Annotated in this window: 15 protein-coding genes and 4 tRNA genes; 7 read left to right on the top strand and 12 right to left on the bottom strand. The window is 54.7% G+C overall.

What is annotated here, in order from left to right; all coding sequences use genetic code 11:
• Nucleotides 1–110 precede the first annotated feature (110 nt).
• A complete protein-coding gene (hemA, locus tag CLV88_RS07185; RefSeq protein WP_106607716.1) occupies nt 111–1334 on the bottom strand; it encodes a 5-aminolevulinate synthase in 1224 nt (407 codons plus the stop codon).
• A 231-nt stretch (nt 1335–1565) separates the two neighbouring features.
• Between hemA and CLV88_RS07180 the strand changes: the two genes are divergently transcribed.
• Together CLV88_RS07180 and CLV88_RS07175 are read left to right on the top strand one after the other, a co-directional pair.
• Nucleotides 1566–2951, top strand: coding sequence for a M20/M25/M40 family metallo-hydrolase (locus CLV88_RS07180; protein WP_106607715.1), 1386 nt, complete (start codon nt 1566–1568; stop codon nt 2949–2951).
• Between the two features lie 56 nt (nt 2952–3007).
• A complete protein-coding gene (locus CLV88_RS07175; RefSeq protein ID WP_106607714.1) occupies nt 3008–3874 on the top strand; it encodes an alpha/beta fold hydrolase in 867 nt (288 codons plus the stop codon).
• On the opposite strand, the gene CLV88_RS07170 is transcribed toward CLV88_RS07175, so the two are convergent.
• From CLV88_RS07170 to CLV88_RS07145, 6 genes are all read right to left on the bottom strand, one after another.
• The gene (locus CLV88_RS07170; RefSeq protein WP_165798830.1) at nt 3852–4085 is read right to left on the bottom strand and encodes a hypothetical protein; all 234 of its coding nucleotides are present in this window, start codon (nt 4083–4085) and stop codon (nt 3852–3854) included. The two genes, CLV88_RS07175 and CLV88_RS07170, sit on opposite strands and share 23 nt — an antisense overlap.
• Nucleotides 4086–4355: 270 nt before the next feature.
• On the bottom strand, nt 4356–5447 hold the full coding sequence (locus CLV88_RS07165; protein ID WP_106607712.1) for a Hint domain-containing protein: 1092 nt from the start codon (nt 5445–5447) through the stop codon (nt 4356–4358).
• Nucleotides 5448–5610: 163 nt separating this feature from the next.
• Nucleotides 5611–5687 (bottom strand) — tRNA-Asp (locus tag CLV88_RS07160).
• A gap of 84 nt (nt 5688–5771) precedes the next feature.
• Nucleotides 5772–5848 (bottom strand) — tRNA-Asp (locus tag CLV88_RS07155).
• A 292-nt stretch (nt 5849–6140) separates the two neighbouring features.
• The gene (locus CLV88_RS22990) at nt 6141–6380 is read right to left on the bottom strand and encodes a hypothetical protein (protein WP_165798829.1); all 240 of its coding nucleotides are present in this window, start codon (nt 6378–6380) and stop codon (nt 6141–6143) included.
• Between the two features lie 23 nt (nt 6381–6403).
• A tRNA-Val gene (locus tag CLV88_RS07145) sits at nt 6404–6479 on the bottom strand.
• Nucleotides 6480–6597: 118 nt separating this feature from the next.
• Between CLV88_RS07145 and CLV88_RS07140 the strand changes: the two genes are divergently transcribed.
• From CLV88_RS07140 to CLV88_RS07125, 3 genes are all read left to right on the top strand, one after another.
• Nucleotides 6598–7599, top strand: coding sequence for a GlxA family transcriptional regulator (locus CLV88_RS07140; protein WP_106607710.1), 1002 nt, complete (start codon nt 6598–6600; stop codon nt 7597–7599).
• 1105 nt (nt 7600–8704) lie between these two features.
• On the top strand, nt 8705–9310 hold the full coding sequence (locus tag CLV88_RS07130) for a TetR/AcrR family transcriptional regulator (protein WP_106607708.1): 606 nt from the start codon (nt 8705–8707) through the stop codon (nt 9308–9310).
• Entirely contained in the window at nt 9310–10080 is a 771-nt protein-coding gene (locus tag CLV88_RS07125) for a CPBP family intramembrane glutamic endopeptidase (protein ID WP_106607707.1), read from the top strand. The genes CLV88_RS07130 and CLV88_RS07125 overlap by 1 nt, the downstream gene beginning before the upstream one ends.
• Before the next feature lie 150 nt (nt 10081–10230).
• Here the strand turns inward: CLV88_RS07125 and CLV88_RS23660 are convergent, their stop codons facing one another.
• Nucleotides 10231–10461: a DUF6538 domain-containing protein gene (locus CLV88_RS23660; RefSeq protein ID WP_341477147.1), complete on the bottom strand. Its 231-nt coding sequence runs from the start codon at nt 10459–10461 to the stop codon at nt 10231–10233.
• Between the two features lie 748 nt (nt 10462–11209).
• On the opposite strand from CLV88_RS23660, the gene CLV88_RS07110 reads away from it, so the two are divergent.
• A complete protein-coding gene (locus CLV88_RS07110; RefSeq protein ID WP_133169921.1) occupies nt 11210–11452 on the top strand; it encodes a hypothetical protein in 243 nt (80 codons plus the stop codon).
• 269 nt (nt 11453–11721) lie between these two features.
• Nucleotides 11722–12144 carry a hypothetical protein gene (locus CLV88_RS07100; RefSeq protein WP_106607704.1) on the top strand — a complete coding sequence of 141 codons (423 nt, stop codon included), beginning with the start codon at nt 11722–11724 and terminating at the stop codon, nt 12142–12144.
• A 29-nt stretch (nt 12145–12173) separates the two neighbouring features.
• Here CLV88_RS07100 and CLV88_RS07095 read toward each other — a convergent pair whose 3' ends face one another.
• From CLV88_RS07095 to CLV88_RS07080, 4 genes are all read right to left on the bottom strand, one after another.
• Entirely contained in the window at nt 12174–12992 is an 819-nt protein-coding gene (locus tag CLV88_RS07095; protein WP_207797030.1) for an HNH endonuclease signature motif containing protein, read from the bottom strand.
• A 198-nt stretch (nt 12993–13190) separates the two neighbouring features.
• Nucleotides 13191–13604: an AbiU2 domain-containing protein gene (locus CLV88_RS07090; protein WP_133169920.1), complete on the bottom strand. Its 414-nt coding sequence runs from the start codon at nt 13602–13604 to the stop codon at nt 13191–13193.
• A gap of 227 nt (nt 13605–13831) precedes the next feature.
• A tRNA-Val gene (locus CLV88_RS07085) sits at nt 13832–13906 on the bottom strand.
• 19 nt (nt 13907–13925) lie between these two features.
• Nucleotides 13926–14228 (bottom strand): HU family DNA-binding protein, encoded by a 303-nt coding sequence (locus CLV88_RS07080; protein ID WP_243403591.1) that lies wholly within the window; start codon nt 14226–14228, stop codon nt 13926–13928.
• Between the last annotated feature and the right edge of the window lie 49 nt (nt 14229–14277).

Genomic DNA, 14277 nt, shown 5'->3' with positions numbered 1-14277 from the left:
GCTCTGCCAACCCGCTATCGTGCCCTACATGTTGGGCCCACGATTCGGATCGGTCCCTTTGTTAGTGGCAAGATACCATATCGCAACGATTCTTACAGCCTGGGGCGTGTTTAGCCTGCTAATTCGGCACGATTCAGCGCACAATGGCTCCAAAGCACATCCATTGCGCAGACAAGCTTGTCCATTTCGCCCGGCCCATGCACAGGCGATGGGGTAAAGCGCAGACGCTCTGTACCGCGTGGAACAGTTGGGAAATTGATCGGCTGTACGTAAATACCGTGGTCATCCAACAGCATGTCGCTCAGCACCTTGGTATGCACAGGATTGCCAACTATCACCGGCACGATATGGGTGCCGTGATCGATGATCGGCAGGCCCATGCCCTTTAACCGCAGCTTGAGAACTTTGGCCTGTTCCTGTTGGCGGTCGCGCAGTGACTGATCAGTCTTAAGATGCGCAACCGAGGCCGCAGCCCCTGCCGCCACGGCGGGCGGCAATGACGTGGTAAAGATGAACCCTGGCGCATAAGAACGCACCGCGTCACACATTTTCTCGGACGCGGCGATATAGCCGCCCATCACGCCAAACGCCTTGGCCAGCGTGCCATTGATAATGTCGATACGATGCGCAAGTCCATCACGTTCCGTCACACCGCCGCCGCGCGGGCCGTACATGCCCACCGCGTGTACTTCGTCAATATAGGTCAGCGCGCCAAATTCGTCGGCCAGATCACAAATCGCTTCAATGGGGCCAATATCGCCGTCCATCGAATAGACAGATTCAAACGCGATTAGCTTGGGCGCGGCCGGATCATCAGCCTCCAGCAATTCGCGCAGATGCGCCACATCGTTATGGCGGAAAATCCTCTTGGCACCGCCGTTGCGGCGCACACCCTCAATCATTGACGCGTGGTTGAGCGCGTCCGAATAGATAATGAGTCCGGGAAACAGCTTGGGCAGCGTGCTTAGTGTTGCGTCATTCGCGATATAGGCGCTGGTGAACAGCAATGCGGCTTCTTTGCCATGCAAATCGGCCAGCTCGGCCTCAAGACGTTTGTGGTACACGGTTGTGCCCGAAATATTGCGTGTCCCGCCAGAGCCCGCACCCGTGGCGTCCAGCGCCTCATGCATTGCGTTCAGAACAACAGGGTGCTGGCCCATGCCAAGGTAGTCGTTGCCACACCAAACTGTCACAGGCGTCCTTGACCCATCCGGACGGGTCCACATCGCGTGCGGGAAATTGCCCTTTTCACGCTCAATATCAATAAACGTGCGGTAACGTCCCTCTTCATGAAGACGGTTCAGGGCAACATCCAGTTTGGCCGTGTAATCCACGTATTCGCTTCCTTGTTATTCCCTACCGCGCCGCTGTTCTGGCACGGAGTGTCCCTGGAGACATGTTCGCACTCGAAATTCACTATCGCATGCATCTTGACTTGAACAGATACCAAATTGTCTCGGGTCATCACATTGACACATATCAATCAATTTGACGCACACATTTACGTACTCTGGACACCATTTTACGGGGTGATAGGCTTTCGTAAACCCTTCAAAGGAGACACAATGTCGCTTGATTCCGTACTCGCCCGTATTGACCAGGATATGCCTCAGGCCATCAACCGCCTGCTCGACCTGCTGCGAATCCCTTCGATCTCGACCGACCCCGCCTTTGCAGATCATTGCCAGACAGCCGCCGATTGGCTGGTGGCCGATCTGCAAAGCCTTGGCGTGACCGCAGAAAAACGCCAGACGCCGGGCCATCCGATGGTTGTTGGCCACATTGACGGCCCCGCCGAGGCCAGTGGCCCGCATCTGCTGTTTTACGGGCACTATGATGTGCAACCCGTTGACCCGCTTGATCTCTGGGATCGCGACCCGTTTGATCCCGCACTGGAAGACACGGCCGCGGGTCAGGTAATCCGCGGGCGCGGCTCCTCAGATGACAAGGGCCAGCTGATGACCTTTGTCGAAGCTTGCCGCGCGTGGAAAGCCGAATATGGCGTCTTGCCCTGCAAGATCACCTTCTTTTTCGAAGGTGAAGAAGAATCCGGCTCCCCCTCCCTCGTGCCCTTCATGCAAGAAAATACCGAAGAACTGACCACCGACATCGCCCTGATCTGTGACACCGGCCTCTTTGAAAGCGCGGTGCCCGCCATTACCACAATGCTGCGTGGTCTCTTGGGCGAAGATTTCACCATCACCGGTCCCGACCGCGATCTGCACTCGGGCATGTATGGTGGCATCGCGATGAACCCGATCCGGGTTCTGAACAAAATCCTCGCGGGTCTGCACGACGATACCGGCGCAGTCACCCTGCCCGGTTTCTATGATGACGTCCCCGAATTGCCCGACGACGTGCGCGCCCAATGGCAGGGGCTGGGCTTTGACCACGGCAAATTCCTCGGTGATGTCGGCCTGACCGGCGCCGCTGGTGAACAGGATCGCACCCCGCTCGAACAAATCTGGTCGCGCCCGACCTGTGATGTAAACGGCATCTGGGGCGGCTATACCGGCGACGGCTTTAAAACCGTCCTGCCCAGTCAGGCCTCGGCCAAGGTCTCCTTCCGCCTCGTCGGTCAACAAGACCCCGACAAGATCCGCGAAGCTTTCCGCACTTACCTCGAAGAGAACCTGCCAGACGGGTTCAGCGTCGAATATCGCACCGAAAAGGGCGCACCCGCCTCGCAGATGTCGATCGACGATCCAGCCTTTGAAAAGGCGCGCAAAGCGCTGACCAACGAATGGCCGCGCCCTGCTGCCTATGTCGGCTGCGGTGGGTCGATCCCTATTGCGGGCTACTTCAAGGATATCCTTGGTGTTGACGCCATGCTGATCGGCTTTGGCCGCGACGACGACCAGATTCACTCGCCCAACGAAAAATACGATGTCGAAAGCTTTCACAAAGGCACGCGAAGCTGGGCGCGCATTCTGGACGCATTGACGCGTTAATCATAATCAACCTGCAGGGGCGATTGTCCCTGCATACCACGCCTATCAGAGAGCCCATGTTCGACCAATCAGACGTCGCATTTGCCGAAGTCAACGGCCAGATTATCGCTTACCGCATCTTGGGCGATGGTCCCCCTGTGCTTATGTTACATGGGTATCCACAGACCCACGCGCTCTGGAAACATGTTGCAGATATTCTCAAGGGACAATTCTCACTGGTCCTTGCCGATCTGCGTGGCTATGGCGACAGCTCAAAACCACGCGGCATTGAAAACTATACATTCCGCGAGATTGGCGCGGACCAACTGGCGCTCATGGCGCATCTGGGTTTTGAGCGCTTTCACCTTGTCGGCCATGATCGGGGCGCTCGCACCGCGCACCGGGTGGCCCTTGATGCCCCCCACCGCGTGCTCAGCCTCACTCTGATGGACATCGTTCCCACCCATCACCTGCTCAACGAACTGCGCAAGGATGTCGCGCACGCCTATTATCACTGGTTCTTTCTGGCCCAGCCTGAACCAGCCCCCGAACGCATGATCCTGTCAGATGCCGATGCGTACTACCTCAGTTGCCTGACTGGTTGGGGCCATGCCACGGCGCAGGATTTTGACCCGACACAGCTCGCCGCCTACCAAACGGCATGGCGATTGCCGGAAACCACACGTGCCATGTGCGACGATTATCGTGCCACGATTGACCTTGATTTTGCACTGGACGCCGCCGATCTGCACACACAGATCACGTGCCCTTCGCTGGTCCTTTGGGGAGCAGACGGCGCAATGGGCAAAATGTACGACGTGCCTGCCACCTGGGCGCCCCGCCTTGCCAACATGACCGCCAAACCCATGCCTGGCGGCCACTTCTTCATAGATCAGTTTCCAAAGGAAACAAGCGACGCGCTCAAAGCGTTCCTGCCAGCCTAAGCCCCGGAATACTGCTCACCAACAGACACAACGTTATGAATAACCCGGTCGACCGCACGACAGCGCCACATCGCGCGTCGCCGAGGGCAATCAGCAGAATGAGCGCAAGCAACAGGATCACCAACAATTTCAGGAAGGTCGCCCAAAGGGGCTTAAGCAGATAAACCAGCGTTGCCCGCACGTGAATCCAGCTCTCTTTGAATGGCGGCAACGCCTGTACCTGGTAGAAACTGACCCGAAAACAAATTCTCGGCGATTAGGGCGAACGCAACAAACGGGACCTACGAAATCATCAACACCGTCCCAAGGTTTTCCGAACACTTTCAACAGCACCATCCAAAAGCCGAATGACTGCGTTAAAATCCATAAACCAGCACCAAAATTCAACTCGTGAACAAACGCGGCTTAATCCGATTAAAACAGTGTTCGATTTAAACAGGGAAACCCGGCTAGAACCGCAAACCTATGTATTACCGTGACATCACGCCGTGCATTCAATCTGCCGCCGCTGCACCAGCTCGCCATTCACAAAAGCTTTCCGGTTTTTCAAATGCCGCTGGACCAGCCGCTTTTGCCGCCGCGCGTCAGGCACCATCGCGGCACTCTTCGCGCAATACCCCGCGTGCCGAGCTTTCGGAAATTCCTTCATCACCTTTGCACGAGCATCCCGCGAAATCGCCCCCATCGACCCGGGCGCAATCAGAAAGCTCTCGCAGGGCGCACCGTCCGCAATCACCACACCATGACGCTCAAGCAACAAATGGTAATATCGAAACTCCCGCGTCACAGGCGCCAGATCCACGTCGTCTGCCTCGAGAAACCGATGCGCAGCAATCAACACATGTGGCGCGTCAAACATGCGCTCTGCAATCTTGGACTGAACCAACACCCGATGCTGGCGCGACACAAATAGATCCCGTTCCGGCACTCCCGGCCCCAGCGCGCCAGCCGCAATCCGAACCGGTCGCAAGCGCGGGTTGCAAATTGCGCTCGCCAGCGTGACCTGACGGGACAAAACCTGTCGCACACGCAAAAACCCCCCAAACGCATCACGCACCCGCCCCCCTGCGCGTAGCCGCTCAACCGGAACCGGTCCATCTTCTGTCTCGATCAAGGTGCCGCCAAGAAAACAGGGTATCGTTCCTTCGCTTGGGTCCGTTTGCACCTGATAACTGGCGCCGCCATCCAGCGTCTCCAGCGATTCTCCCGCGCCCGCCATACCGATCTGATCAGACGTGATTCCATCCGCGGGTCCCGCCGTCGCGACAATCGGTGCCGCATCGTCAAACGACACAAACTGAAACACAGTCCCATTCTCACTCAGAGAAACACCGCCCGACTTGGACAAACCGTTGAACGTGGGCGACGTAGCGGTATTGATGACGTAGATGTCTCGTCCCGCGTTTGTCGACGTTAACGTCAATAACGCGTTTGTGGATCGCACAGTGCCATTGGCGCGATACACCGTCACAACGATGTCAGACACATCCGTTCCCGCATCCACAGCAATCTCGATGAAGTCCAGATTGGCCCCACCCAGATATTTCAGCTCGGACAAATACGGCGTCGGCATACTAGGCCCCAAACAACGGAATCACTGCGATCCAAAGTCCGGCATATGTGTAAAAACGGCCCTAAAATTGACCCCAGGGTGACAATCCAAAGACAGTCGGCCCAAAACCAGCGCCCCAAAACGCCACTTTTTCGCCTGCTTCAAAGATCAAGTGAGGAGAAAGTGGCGCGGTTGACGGGGCTCGAACCCGCGACCCCCGGCGTGACAGGCCGGTACTCTAACCAACTGAGCTACAACCGCGCATCATGTCTTTCGACATCTCTTTCTGGTGCCTTTCGGCGTGATCCGTTTCCTTGCGGTCCCCGGACCGGGGATTGGCAGCTATGGCGCGGTTGACGGGGCTCGAACCCGCGACCCCCGGCGTGACAGGCCGGTACTCTAACCAACTGAGCTACAACCGCCCGCTGCCTGCTGTCGAACAACGTCCGTCAGCGTGAGCCGTGGTTTATGCCGAGCTATCAGGCACGTCAAGCGGATATAAGCCGACAGATCAAAGAAAATTTCGCAATTTTCCACTTCCGGGATGACGTAGGGAACACCCCTCTTTGCATATGCAAAAAAGTGTGATCAAATGTGATGGCAAAACAATTTTTTCGAACGAGGATTTGCTGTCATGAAACCAATCTATGCTGCTCTGTGCATCGCTGGTGTAACTCTTGCTGCGTGCGCGCAACAGGAAGAGCCTGCGCCAATTTACCTGCAGCCGAACTTTGACAAAGCCGGCAACGCAAGCTGCGATGTTGGGTACGCACTGGTCACCACCGAAACTGGTTCGGTCGCCTGCGCACCTGCTTCCTGATCCACCGGATCAACCGAGAATTCTGCAATGGCGGCGCTTTGCGTCGCCATTTCTTTTTGCGCTAATAACGGCAAGCACATTGATAGATACGCCTGTGTTGCAAGGTCGAACGCGTACAAGATTATACGTGACATGCTATCTCGTTTAACGGGGGAAATGGTGGGTCGTGAGAGGCTCGAACTCCCGACATCTTCGGTGTAAACGAAGCGCTCTACCAACTGAGCTAACGACCCGTTGGGGCAGCAAATAGCGTCTTGCCGCAGGGCGTGCAATAGCTTTTTGCACCGCTTGCGCAGGTTTTTTCATTCGCTATTCTTTTGCCCTTAGTTCCACAATGGATACGCGTGCATCATGGTAATTCCTATCGTCCCCAAAGGCGTCGCCCACGTGCCGATTCCCAGTGTCGATTCGGTTGAACCAATTGTTTTTGCCCTACAACACAATCTATCCATGCTGGCGTTCACCTCTGCGATCGAACCTCTGCGCATGGCAAATCAGCTTACCGGGCAAACTCTCTATAGCTGGACAACCGTCTCCGAAACCGGTGCCAATGTGCGCTGTTCGAACGGGATTGAAATCGGCATCGACAGCCCACTGGGAGAGACACCTCCTAACGCCCGAATATTTGTTTGCTCAGGTGTCGAACCCGAACTGAACTCGGGTCAAAAAACGGCCGATTGGATTCGCCTGCAATGGCGCACCGGGCGCACCGTTGGCGGGCTGTGCACAGGCGCATATACCCTCGCCCGCGCCGGAATTCTGTCTGGGCGAACGTTCACACTCCATTGGGAGAACATCCCCCCCTTCCGCCAGCATTTCCCTGATCTCACCCCGGTCGAGCAGCTTTACGCCATTGATGAGCGGATCATGACCTGCGGAGGCGGGTCTGCGGCAACTGATCTGTTCATCAAGCTGATATTTGAACGGCACGGTGGTGAACTGGCCCGCGCGATTCTCAATATGTGCCTACACTCTGTGCAGCGGTCTGAAACAGAACGCCAGCAAAGCTCCACCTCCGCCACGCTGGGCACACGCAACGAAAAACTGCTCAGTATCATTCACCACTTTGAAACCAACCTCGAAGAAGACATCGATCTGGACGAGCTTACCGATACGCTCGGCGTGTCCCGCCGCCAGATCGAGCGTTTGTTTCGCACTCATCTCAACACCACACCGCGCCGTTTTCTTCAGGATCTGCGCCTTTACCGCGCGCGAATCCTGTTGGCAGAAACCGATATGCCCGTCATCGATGTGGCCGTAGCCTGCGGTTATGAAAGCGCGGGTAACTTCTCCAAACGCTTCCGCGAACGCTTTGGTATATCGCCCCACAAGTTCTCAACAGGTCAGGTCTAATCCCGACCGCGCCCCGGCCACCCCAACAACCGGCCACCCCAACAAAGAGCACGCCCAAAATGGGACGCACTTGGAAAACTCTGTTGGGTAATGAGATGTTTGAGCCCTTCCATAAAGCAATAAAATCAATAATTTAAAGGCCAATTTGCAACCGTGTAACTGCCCTCAATGCGGACCAACTTACGTACGTCATCCACACCCCAATTAATGCGTTCGCCATCCGTTTGAAAACCTGCGTCATAGTGGTTTGAACCAAACATTAGCAATACGGCCTAGTGTTTTGGGTTTGACCTGATTTCGCCCAATTGCATGATGCTGATTCGGCGTGGCTCTGATCCACGCAGCAGTTTTTCCGAGTGTCATTGTGCTGGCCGGTTTTGGCGGCAAGATTTTGGCCGAGTGTTGAACCGCGTCATAGCCAGCAGGGGTTCAGAGCGCCCGATCAAATTCGACAGCCAATCGACGCCAGAGCCATTGCTTTGCATGACTGTGCGAACGAAAGCGACACGCTTTTTCGAAGTGAAGGATTTCCATCTTTCTATCCCACGTTGGGGATCGGCATTTTGTTAAGGGGCAGCATTCCGCTCTTTTCCATTCTGGCTTGAATCCGAGTGAGCGTCGATAGTTGAAGGCAAGGATGCCGCGTCTGCCTTGCCCAGCTCGTATTAGGCATATTTTTCACGATCATTGATGTGTCCCTGAACCATACTATCAAGAGCTCCGGGGGGGCTGCGAGCTGATCAAGAAGTCCAGAAACGACGGATCCAAGCTTCATTCGATATGCTTGTTCTCATCTGAGATCGCCATACTATTTCCTTTCCCCGAGATCGCTCATCCCGCGCATTGGGGCTACGTTTCTTCGCTCCGAAAAAGGACATTTGACGGTCCTCATGCTCGACTGATTTCTCATCGATTTGGGCTCCGATCTTTGCGCTTTTTTGTCATTCCTTTCAGGGTTTTTCGATCGTTTGTGATCGACCTCTTTTGCGCCTCTATGGCTCTATGGGGGCCAGTAATCCTGTCGATCTGGCGGATAACTTCGGCGTTCTCCTCGCGTCTCAATTTCGTGTTTGCACTTACCGACACGTGTTGGTAGTGGTGTTCTATGCGAACGCGACTATCAAAATCCGAACGGCGATTGGACATCCTAAATCACGCGCAACTGTTGTTCACAACGCGCGGGTTTGCTGAGTCTGAGATGGAGGAAATCCGCTTAGCATGCGGGATATCGCGCGGCGGACTTTACCATCACTTTTCGAACAAACGGGCGGTGCTTGATGCGCTTGTGATGCAGGAGGTTTCGGCGCTTGTCCCAGTATTGGCAGATGGCGACTCACCTATCTCTGCATTGATATACGCGGGCTCGAACCATCTGAACGAAGGTCAAAGTTTACGTGCGGCGTTCCAATCTACTGCCGAAAAGTTGGAGTATCTTTCTGCACTTGAAAGGGCCTTTACAGCATTGCTCAGACAACCACTGGCAACGCGTCTCGTTGGATCAGTTGTAGAAGGCGTTAACGCAGATCACGTGGCTGAGCTTTTCCTGATCATTAATGGGCATATCAACCTACGCGAGATTTTGGGCGAGTGGTCGCCGTCTGAATCGGCAAGCTTCGCGGCCACATCACTTCGTGCTCTGTGCCCGCTGCTGAAGGCACCATCGGGCCTTGATCAGATCATCAAAGAGCTTCAGGCGAAGGCGCATTCATAATGACTCATCTTCCGTTTCTCATGTTAACATTCGGGATTTCACTTACTGGATTTGTCTGCATCTTGTTTTTCCCCGCCGCCCGGTCCCCGGAAACCGCAGCGGGTCTGCCTGTCTGGCTGGTAATGGTTTGGGGGCCATCTTTGGCAGCCATAGTGCTGAGCTTGCGCGACGGGCAACTTGTGGACCTTCTCATCCGCGTTGTAAGAGTCTCAACGGTTCCGCCAGCCGCCTGGTTTCTCGTGCTCGCGCCAATATTGCTGTTGGCGATCCTTCGACCATTTGCCCCAGAAGAGACCCAACCCCTCGAGACAGGTCTTTTGGTCTCAATGATCGCCTTCAATCTGATACTCGGGCCGTTGGGCGAAGAATTGGGTTGGAGAGGTTTCTTTCAAGACCGCCTGAACCGCGAAATAGGGTGGCTAGAGGCTTCCCTTTTGATTGGCGCCATTTGGTTCGTTTGGCACTTGCCGCTTTGGATGATCGAGTCCCCCCATTCAGAGATCGCAATTTCCCTCTTTGCGGGCCATGTGATCTGCTACTCCATTGTCATTGGCGGCGCCTACACAATTTCGGGCGGCTCAATCCTGCCAGCAGTTTTGATCCATCTGACATTCAATCTGGCTTCAAACTTCGCCCTGTTTGCTGGTTTCCGAGATCCAAATGCATGGTTCAGTGCCAGCCTGGGTCCATATTGTGTGCTCTCCGTTATCGCAATTGGCTTGGTCTATGAGCGAACTGGCAAACTGGGGTTAAGCCTTTTTGACACTTGAGCTACATGACCGCCAGATAGCAGCAGAGAAACAGCGAGAATGTACTGTTTGCTTGACTTCGACCAGATCAGACAGGGTGAGACTATGGGCCAACTGATCAGGTCACAAAGGATAGCGTGGCGGGGTGTTCATGGCTTTCCCGGTGACGGCTTATCGCTCCGCAGTGGCTATCTGATTTTGCAATCTGGCGACTTCACCCGGCAGCTTCTTCAACGCTTGTCGGTAGTCGCCACCCAAAGCGGTGCGCAGCTCAGACCTTCCAATGATTTCACGCAAATCTTTTGGGACCACAAGTCGCGCGTGATAACGCCCGTTGCGATTCACTAAGTGGCGAATCTTGCCTGCCGTGAGAACACCATTTGCAACCAGAGTTGTAACCATGAAACGGACAGAAGCCCTTGTTTGCAAAGTTATTATTTGATTCCAAAGGGGTAGAGTGGTGGGTGATAAGAGATTTGAACTCCTGACATCTTCGATGTGAACGAAGCGCTCTACCCAACGCCACCATACGACTGTTCATTCTTCACTACAATCAGCGAGCACAGAATACCCAATGATTTCATTGGCCTACATTGTCACACAATGCGTATGGCTACACAAGAACAGAGATGTGGAAGATGCGCGCTGCATCTCTTTTTGCTGAGCAATTGCAGCGGATTTGCAGCGCAACTCATGCCATGAGTGAACAAACACATGTCGATGTCGCTGACTACTGACAGTGTCATCAGGTGCGTGAGATGGTTTGCTGTTCGAGCAGTATCCAGCCATTGCGCGCGATCCCCCCCGCCCAAAAGCAAAACGCCGGTATGAGTTGAACGCGCCTGTCGGTGGGATGTCGGTCGTACCCCAAAAAATCAACCTGAGCGGATCTTGTCTTACGTCGGAGAGCATGGTTGGCACAGAAACGAAAGAAATTGGCCGATCCGCGAAAGCATGCAGGAGGAATTACAGCCACATCTACACCAAGCGGAAAGCGAAGTGCGAGATACATGGCCCAATGGCCGAACAGTCAAGCGAAACGCATCTCGCTGAGCCGTCCGGATGTACGGCGTAGTCAAACAACAAGTGCTGGAGTATTGCATTCATGGGAGTTTTTTCGCGTTTTACACAGGCTTTGCGGGGAACGCCCGTGAGAAAGCTGACACACCCAATTACAGCAGAACAGCATGCAGCCTTGGCGGAAGCAGATTGGACTGAGTTGACCGCGAATGAGCGGGCCGTTCTCAGATCGTATTGGTATGCAGCGATCGCCTCTCTCAACCACTACTACGAAGTAAGCCAAGAGAACGCGACTGTTGCGATGCTGCTGGCCTCGTACTTGGCAGATCCAGAAGCCGATGCTCTGATGGGCGATGAAGTTCAAGCTCCTTAGCAGGAAATCGCTGCAATGGACGAGCGTAAGAGGGAGCTTTGGCTGGCAACTTGGGTTCGCACTTGCGAGCCGATGCTACGAGAGTTCCCGGATTTGGTCGAGCCCACAGCTGAGCTCACCGGATACCATTGGCTGACCGATCATGATGTTGAACGGCGAATCTTCAAGAAGTTTCGCCCCATGCGGATACCCGCAACAACCCAAAATCCTTTGAAGAACAGATGCCGAAGTGAACACAACTCGGCACCTGCAAAATCTCGAGAATTCAAATGACATCAATACACAAACAGACGCTGCTTGCGTCATGCCTCGCAACAGTTGCCGTCATTCCAGCGCTCATTCCCGCAGCACTGCTCGTAATTGTCTACACTTCCTTTCTCGGCTCCATACTGTCCGGCCCGACCTGGTATCCAGATTTCGTCAACGAAGTTGCGTTGATCTGGTTTCCTGAGTTGCTGCGAGGCATGGTAGCCGGCTCGGTTGCGCTACTTGCTACAAAGTACTTCTTCCCCGCGGCGAACAAACAGATCGCGGCAATCTCCGCCGGCGCCTTTTGGGGCGGAGCCAGCGTTTTGATTGCAGTCTTTTCTTGGTTGGTTGTTGGCTTCACAGCCGACTTGATCGGCGTCTTGGCAATGGCGATTGGTCTCGCAGTCGGTCTTTGGATTGCACAGAATGATGACCAGACCTGAAAGAGAACCGCGAAGACCCAGGTGCATTACTACCGCGGCTCGATCAACTTCAGCTTCTCTACGAGTTGTTCATTGAGTGCCTCACCGTGCACTCCAAAATGGATCTCACGGTGCACCGTCGGGTCAATCGCGGCACACCATCGAGGATCGTCGGGGCCGTCGTCGGACAGGCGCCGTACATGGTGCACTTCCAAATACGGTTCGCCGGACCTTGTTCGAAACGGCGCCGTTCTTCCTGTCAGTTCGCATACTCCGTTTGCGCGCTTGAGTACGTAGTCTCTCACTGCCTTGCTTCGAGCCCTGTACGATTGCGGTGCGTTCGACCATGTCTTCGACTGCGAAGGTTTGGACGCTTCAAACGCACGTTTGCGCAGTACGTCCAATGGCTCAAGGGTGTCTGTGCCGGCGTCTGTACCCACTTCGGATGAAAGAGCTGTCTCCGCTCGCACCAAATGAAACTGAATGCATTCGCGTTCTTTTCCTTCGCTGTCAGGACCGCGAAACGTATCCCAAGACTGGCAAGCAAACCGCCCAACAAATTTTACCGGTTTGCCGTGACCAAGCGCCTCGAACATGAGCAACTCTTTTCCCGAATGGTCGTGGTCTCGGACAGCTGCATTTCCTGCTCGAAAGGTCATGTCTCCGCGTTGACCTTCACCTGTGTAAAGGAACACCCCGTCGTCTCGCCAACCATCTTGGTAACCGTGCTGCGCTCCGCTCTTGCCGGTGAAGATGAAAACAAATGGTTGGCCGGCAGGTGTCGAGATACCACCCTGTCTTTGGCCTCCAAACACCTCATGGATGTCGCGAACTCTTGAGTAGAGATGCCCTTCAACAAACGCGGTCACTCGAATTCTCCCATTTCCTCAACTTTGCGGGTCACGCGCAGACAACTCTGTCACACGTTTTTGCTGGCGACTACGCAAAGGCGTTTCTGTATCGCGCACAAAGGTCACTGAGCGTCACCAAGACCCCAAAAATCTCGCGATGCCCACGCAAATACTCGCCAGGATGCTTGCACACGCAATTGGGGTCGACGATGGGCGCTACGTATGGGTGTATTTGAGATTGCTCCAAAACTCGAGCGCATTTCGGCTCTGTTGTTTTTCCAAGTCATCCCAAGCGAAGCTGGTGCCGTTCAACACAAGATGTAACAGGTCAACTGCGCATTTTGCGTGTTGGATTGCGCGATCTTCCATACCGAGAAAGATCTTGATCTTCCTACCGCCGCGAGCGCTTTCCGCGAGATTGTGGGCGATGAAATTGTCGCGAAACGGCCGCAAGTGTTCTTTGATCAGGAGACGCTCAGCTCGCTTTACAATCTTCTGAGCGACGCGAATTCGCCGATACACAAGCTCTTCTTCTTTTCGACCACGTTCTTCCCGAAATCTCTCCCAATGCTCCGAAAGTAACTCTTGTATCTGATCCGTTCCGCTTGTGTCTCGACGTCGCGCGCCCATGTCGTCGCGTCCTTCTTCGTGGTGAATGTCTTTGAAATGCTGGTGCCGTTTGCACGTACTTGCGCCTGCCACTTTCCGCTTGGACGCCTCAAGATACTTGCCACTGGTGCCTTCTCCGCTGGTTGGCGGGCAATCAGTGCAGCGGATTTGCAGCGGAACCGGTTTACAGCGAACTGCGCGGATCAACCGAACAAAGATCAACTCTTTGATTTCGAACGAGAAGAAAATGGTGGGTGATAAGAGATTTGAACTCCTGACATCTTCGATGTGAACGAAGCGCTCTACCACTGAGCTAATCACCCGGTGAGGCGCTATCTAGCGCTACTCCGCAGCCTCTGCAAGAGGGTCACTATCGCTTTCTGTTCCCGCGGCATTTTGCTGACGCATCCGTAAAGACAACACCCGCCCACGGGCAATTTCCTTGCTTTTCTGCACCTTGGCTTTTCCCATCGGCTTGAGGTTCAGCGTGCGCCCTTCCGCCAGCGCTTCTCCCAAAACGGCCAGCGCCGCTTCGATGGTTGGCTTGGCAAACCGTTTCTTGATGCCGGACCGTTCCACCACCAGATCAATCAGCTCCGGCTTCTTCAATTCAGGGCCGGCGACCACATCTACCGTTTCAGACACGACAACCGCCGTATCGACCGACTTCGCGCTCGCGCTCCTGCTTGCCAAA

This window comes from Shimia abyssi, from assembly GCF_003014475.1.
GTDB classification, from domain to species: Bacteria; Pseudomonadota; Alphaproteobacteria; order Rhodobacterales; family Rhodobacteraceae; genus Shimia; species Shimia abyssi.
The sequence above is the reverse complement of the archived record's forward strand: the minus strand, read 5'-3'. Positions and strand labels throughout refer to the sequence as shown.

Excerpts from the sequence above, each read along its gene's own strand:
- CLV88_RS07165 (WP_106607712.1), bottom strand. The coding sequence starts at position 5,447 with ATGCCGACGCCGTATTTGTCCGAGCTGAAATATCTGGGTGGGGCCAAT.
- CLV88_RS07125 (WP_106607707.1), top strand. The coding sequence starts at position 9,310 with ATGACTCATCTTCCGTTTCTCATGTTAACATTCGGGATTTCACTTACT.
- CLV88_RS07175 (WP_106607714.1), top strand. The coding sequence starts at position 3,008 with ATGTTCGACCAATCAGACGTCGCATTTGCCGAAGTCAACGGCCAGATT.
- CLV88_RS23660 (WP_341477147.1), bottom strand. The coding sequence starts at position 10,461 with ATGGTTACAACTCTGGTTGCAAATGGTGTTCTCACGGCAGGCAAGATT.
- CLV88_RS07180 (WP_106607715.1), top strand. The coding sequence starts at position 1,566 with ATGTCGCTTGATTCCGTACTCGCCCGTATTGACCAGGATATGCCTCAG.
- CLV88_RS07130 (WP_106607708.1), top strand. The coding sequence starts at position 8,705 with ATGCGAACGCGACTATCAAAATCCGAACGGCGATTGGACATCCTAAAT.
- CLV88_RS07100 (WP_106607704.1), top strand. The coding sequence starts at position 11,722 with ATGACATCAATACACAAACAGACGCTGCTTGCGTCATGCCTCGCAACA.
- CLV88_RS07090 (WP_133169920.1), bottom strand. The coding sequence starts at position 13,604 with ATGGGCGCGCGACGTCGAGACACAAGCGGAACGGATCAGATACAAGAG.
- CLV88_RS22990 (WP_165798829.1), bottom strand. The coding sequence starts at position 6,380 with ATGTCACGTATAATCTTGTACGCGTTCGACCTTGCAACACAGGCGTAT.
- CLV88_RS07140 (WP_106607710.1), top strand. The coding sequence starts at position 6,598 with ATGGTAATTCCTATCGTCCCCAAAGGCGTCGCCCACGTGCCGATTCCC.